The following is a 4158-nucleotide window of genomic DNA, read 5'->3' as shown; positions in this document are numbered from 1 at the left end:
ATGCTTGAAGCTAAAGCTTTTTTACTCTCCCCAGCAGAGCTGGGGGTTCTCATTTCGCTAAAGCATACAAAAGAAAATGGCAAGGCTCCGTGAAAAAAGGAGCCTTGCCATTGGGTTCGCATCAAGACTGATAAGGGTGAAGCTGTACCACCGGCCACCCCAGCAACGCAGCAGCCGCCGCATCATGGGTGACCAGAACCGTGTCCCGCTCTGCCGTCAGGCGGCAGATGGCCGCAGCAGCCTGTGCCACCAGTTCGGCATCCATACCGGTGAACGGTTCGTCCAGCAGAAGCGTCTGCGCCTGTGGGCACAGCAGCGCCCGCAGCAGTGCCGCACGGCGCTTTTGCCCCCCGGAAAGCCGGATACTGGGCAGAGCCAGATCCTTATCCCCAAAGCCGAGGGCGCGCAGTTCCCGCTCCGCCGTCCCGGAATCGCCGCCGGTCAGGACAATGTTGCCAACAGCGGTCAGCTGCGGGCAGAGACGGTTTTCCTGAAAAACAGCGCCGATGGTCCCCACGCCGGTGACGGTGCCGCCGTCGGCGTCTTCCAGACCCATGAGGATGCGCAGCAGGGTGGTTTTTCCGCAGCCGGAGGGGCCCATCAAAACCAGAGGGCCATCTACCTGCAGGTTCAGGTCCTTGAGTACGGTACGGGTGCCGAAGCGCTTTTCCAGATGCGCTATGATGATGCTCACGCCGCTTTCACCTCCCCGCAAAGCCGGACTTTAAGCCAGCGCAGACCGCGGGCCGCCACTGCCGAGAGCAGGGCCGACAACAGCACAATAACCAGCGTCCAGGCAAAGACATCCGGGGTAGACAGGGTGATCTTGGCGCGGTAAAGGGCATCCCCCACGCTATGGTCGGGAAGGCCGATGACTTCGGCAGAAACACCGCTCTTCCAGCACATCCCCATGGCCGCGATGCAGCTCTCGCACAGAGAGGGAAAAATACCAGGCAGCCAGATATACCGCAGCCGTTTGGACAGCGGCAACCGGTAGACCCGGGCCATTTCCAGCAGCTGGGGGTCGGTATCGGCAATGCCGCCCATAACGCCCGCGTAAATCACCGGCAGCACATGGGTAAAACTTACCACCACCGAAAGGTTGGCGCTGCTGACCCACAACAGGGCCAGAATCACAAAGCTGGCCACCGGCATGGCCCGGATCAGCTGCATGGGTGGTCCCAGCAGTACCCGGACCAGACGCCAGCGGGCACCTGCCGCTCCCAGCACCAGGCCGCCCGCCAGAGCCAGCAAAAAGCCTGTCAGGATACGCAGGGCACTGAACGCGATGCGGTGCCAGAATTCAGGCGTGGGCAGCTGCACAGCCAGTGCCTGCAGAGTCTGCAGCGGGGTGGACAGGAACAATCCGCCGTGCCCCAGGGCCATAGCCACCAGCTGCCAAACCGCCACCCAGAATACCACGGCAGCGGCCGTATGCCAGCGGGGCAGTGAACCGGACCGGCCGGAATCAGACGCCATAGTAGAAAGCATCGTCCGGCAGCTGGCCGCCTACGCTGGTGGGATCGGCATCATACAGAACCTGGAAGTAGGTTTCCAGAGCAGTACGCATCTCGTCGCCGGTGATGAACACGATGTTGCACTCGGGCAGAGCCTTCTGCGCCAGAGCAGCCTTGGCCACGATACCGTAGCTTTCGCACAAAGCCGCCGTGCCTTCCAGGTCGGAGTTGGCGGCCTCAGTGCTGGCCTTATAGGCAGTCAGGAAGGCGTCAAAGGCCGCAGGGTCAGCCTCCACAGCCTCTTTGCGGGCCACCAGAACACCGGTGACCAGCTGGGAACCGGCTACCTTCTCCCACTCTTCGCTCATATCAAACTTGACGCTCAGGCCTTCCACCTGAGACAGAGCACTGGTGACGAAAGGCTGCGGCAGCATGGCGATGGTGCCCTCTCCCCGGGCGGTCATCTGGGCCACGACCTCGGTGGATTCGCTGAAGTATTCGATGGTCACATCCTTGTCGGGATCCAGACCATTCTGGCTGAGCACATAACGCAGGACATACTCAGGGGTGGTGCCCTTACCGGTGGTCAGGATGGTCTTGCCCTTCAGGTCGGCGATGCCGGCATACTGAGCATCGGAGTTCTCCACAATGTACAGAACGCCCAGGGTGTTGATGGCAGCCACTTCCACGGCGCCATTGGTCTTCTGGTACAGAGTGGCTGCCAGGTTGGCCGGGATGGCCGCAGCGTCCAGGTCACCCTTGACCAGTAGGGGCACGATCTCATCGGCCGCACCGTACATGGTAAAGTCAATATCCAGGTCACTTTCGCCCTTGTCCACATCGTCAATCAGATTGACCAGACCCATGGTGGTGGGACCTTTCAGGCCAGCCACGCGGAAACCGGCAGCTTCGGCGGTTTCCGGAGATGCGGTTTCCTCCGCCGGAGCGGTCTCCTGGGTCGCCGGGACCGGAGTGGCTTCAGCGGTAGACTGGGACGCCGCGCCGCAGGCTGCCAGAGATACAGCCAGGGCCAGCGCCGTAAAGGCGGCCAGAATACGTTTCAATTTCACAGTGAACTCCTCCCAATGCCGCAAATGCGGTTTGAATTCCATTTGCTTTTGCCGCATTACTATACTATAATAAAACGAGAATGTCGATTGCCGGTGCAACAATTTTGCCCCGGCAACATTTCGTGGTGTTTTCGGGTCCAGCCCGGGCACCGCTACTCTTGGCATGAAAGGACCTTTGCGATGAATCTGCGGCCGTATTATCCTGTTTTGCGCGGCACTTCCCTGCTGCGCGGTATGCGTGATGACGAGCTGGACAAAATGCTGGACTGCTTTGCCCCGCGGGTGCGTCGGTATCAGAAAGGAGAATTTCTGATGCTGGCCGGATACGAGACCCGGGAGGTCGGTATCCTGCTGGAAGGCTCCATCACCGCTCTGAAAAACACACCGGACGGCAGCAGCGTGGCCATCACCGAGATGAGTACCGGCGGTCTGTTCGGAGATGTACTGTCCGGTTCCAGTACCAAGAGTCCCGTCAGCGTCATGGCGCAGACCGATTGTCTGGCCGTGTATCTGCCCTACGAAAAAATCATCCATCCCTGCGCCCGTCTGCACGAGAGCCATCTGCAGCTGCTGCAGAATTTGGTGCTGACCATCTCCAACAAATACTTCGCCCTGGATCGCCGGGTGGAGCTGCTGATCTGCAAAAGCCTGCGGGTGCGCATCAGCTTGTGGCTGCTGGAACAGGCCGACGAAGCCGGACAGGACACCTTTGCGGTGCCGCTGACCCGGGCCGGTCTTGCCGAGTACCTGAACTGCGACCGAAGCGCCCTGAGCCGGGAGCTGGGCCGCATGCAGCGGGAAGGGCTGATTGAAACCTTCCGGGGAAGTTTCAAAATTCTGGATAAAGAACGCCTGCGCAGCCAGTGCCAGGAATGAGGTAACACAATGAATCACCGTCAAATGCCTGTTTTGTACATTGTCATCCCCTGCTACAACGAGCAGGAGGTACTGCCCATTACAGCGCCGTTGTTTCTGCAGAAAATCACCGATCTTTCCGCGGCCGGCAAAATCAGTCCGGACAGCCGGGTGCTGTTCGTCAATGATGGGTCCAAGGATGATACCTGGAAGATCATCTGCGATCTGGCAGCGCGTGACCCCCATTATCTGGGCATCTGCCAGAGCCGAAACCGGGGACATCAGAATGCAGTCCTTGCCGGCCTGATGGAAGCAAAAGACCGCTGCGACATCACCATCTCCATCGACTGCGACGGTCAGGACGACATCAACGCCATGGACGCCATGGTGGACGCCTATCGGGATGGCTGCGAAGTGGTGTACGGAGTGCGCTCCAAACGGGACACCGACACCTTTTTCAAGCGCTTTACTGCGGAAAGCTTTTACAAGCTTCTCAACGCCATGGGCGCGGAGGTGGTGTTCAACCACGCAGACTACCGCCTGATGAGCGCCCGGGTCCTGAAAGAATTTGCCAATTTCAAGGAAGTCAATCTGTTTTTGCGGGGCATGGTGCCTCTGGTGGGGTTCAAAAGCACCGCTGTGACCTACGAACGGCACGAGCGTATTGCCGGGGAAAGCCACTATCCCCTTTCCAAAATGCTGGGGCTGGCCTTTGACGGCATCACCAGCCTTTCGGTCAAGCCCATCCGGTTCATCACCGGGTTCGGCGTGGTGGT

The 4158-nt window shown here is 59.7% G+C and carries 5 protein-coding genes; 2 read left to right on the top strand and 3 right to left on the bottom strand.

Features of this window, described 5'->3' with window-relative positions; genetic code table 11:
- Positions 1–121: 121 nt before the first annotated feature.
- The 3 genes from Q0K17_RS10535 to Q0K17_RS10525 are packed head-to-tail and all read right to left on the bottom strand — an operon-like array spanning position 122 to position 2527.
- On the bottom strand, positions 122–694 hold the full coding sequence (locus Q0K17_RS10535) for an ATP-binding cassette domain-containing protein (RefSeq protein ID WP_294542867.1): 573 nt from the start codon (positions 692–694) through the stop codon (positions 122–124).
- Positions 691–1479: an ABC transporter permease subunit gene (locus Q0K17_RS10530; RefSeq protein WP_294542865.1), complete on the bottom strand. Its 789-nt coding sequence runs from the start codon at positions 1477–1479 to the stop codon at positions 691–693. The genes Q0K17_RS10535 and Q0K17_RS10530 overlap by 4 nt, the downstream gene beginning before the upstream one ends.
- On the bottom strand, positions 1469–2527 hold the full coding sequence (locus Q0K17_RS10525) for an MqnA/MqnD/SBP family protein (protein ID WP_294542863.1): 1059 nt from the start codon (positions 2525–2527) through the stop codon (positions 1469–1471). Before Q0K17_RS10525 ends, Q0K17_RS10530 begins: the two co-directional genes overlap by 11 nt.
- A gap of 180 nt (positions 2528–2707) precedes the next feature.
- On the opposite strand from Q0K17_RS10525, the gene Q0K17_RS10520 reads away from it, so the two are divergent.
- Complete coding sequence (locus tag Q0K17_RS10520) at positions 2708–3403, top strand: Crp/Fnr family transcriptional regulator (protein WP_294542861.1); 696 nt, start codon at positions 2708–2710, stop codon at positions 3401–3403.
- 9 nt (positions 3404–3412) lie between these two features.
- The coding region (locus Q0K17_RS10515; protein ID WP_294542859.1) for a glycosyltransferase family 2 protein at positions 3413–4158 on the top strand (746 nt) is incomplete at its 3' end.

The sequence above is a fragment of the uncultured Gemmiger sp. genome (assembly GCA_944388105.1).
GTDB lineage: Bacteria > Bacillota > Clostridia > Oscillospirales > Ruminococcaceae > Gemmiger.
This window is presented reverse-complemented; position numbering and strand designations above follow the sequence as displayed.

Excerpts from the sequence above, each read along its gene's own strand:
- Q0K17_RS10530 (WP_294542865.1), bottom strand. The coding sequence starts at position 1,479 with ATGGCGTCTGATTCCGGCCGGTCCGGTTCACTGCCCCGCTGGCATACG.
- Q0K17_RS10520 (WP_294542861.1), top strand. The coding sequence starts at position 2,708 with ATGAATCTGCGGCCGTATTATCCTGTTTTGCGCGGCACTTCCCTGCTG.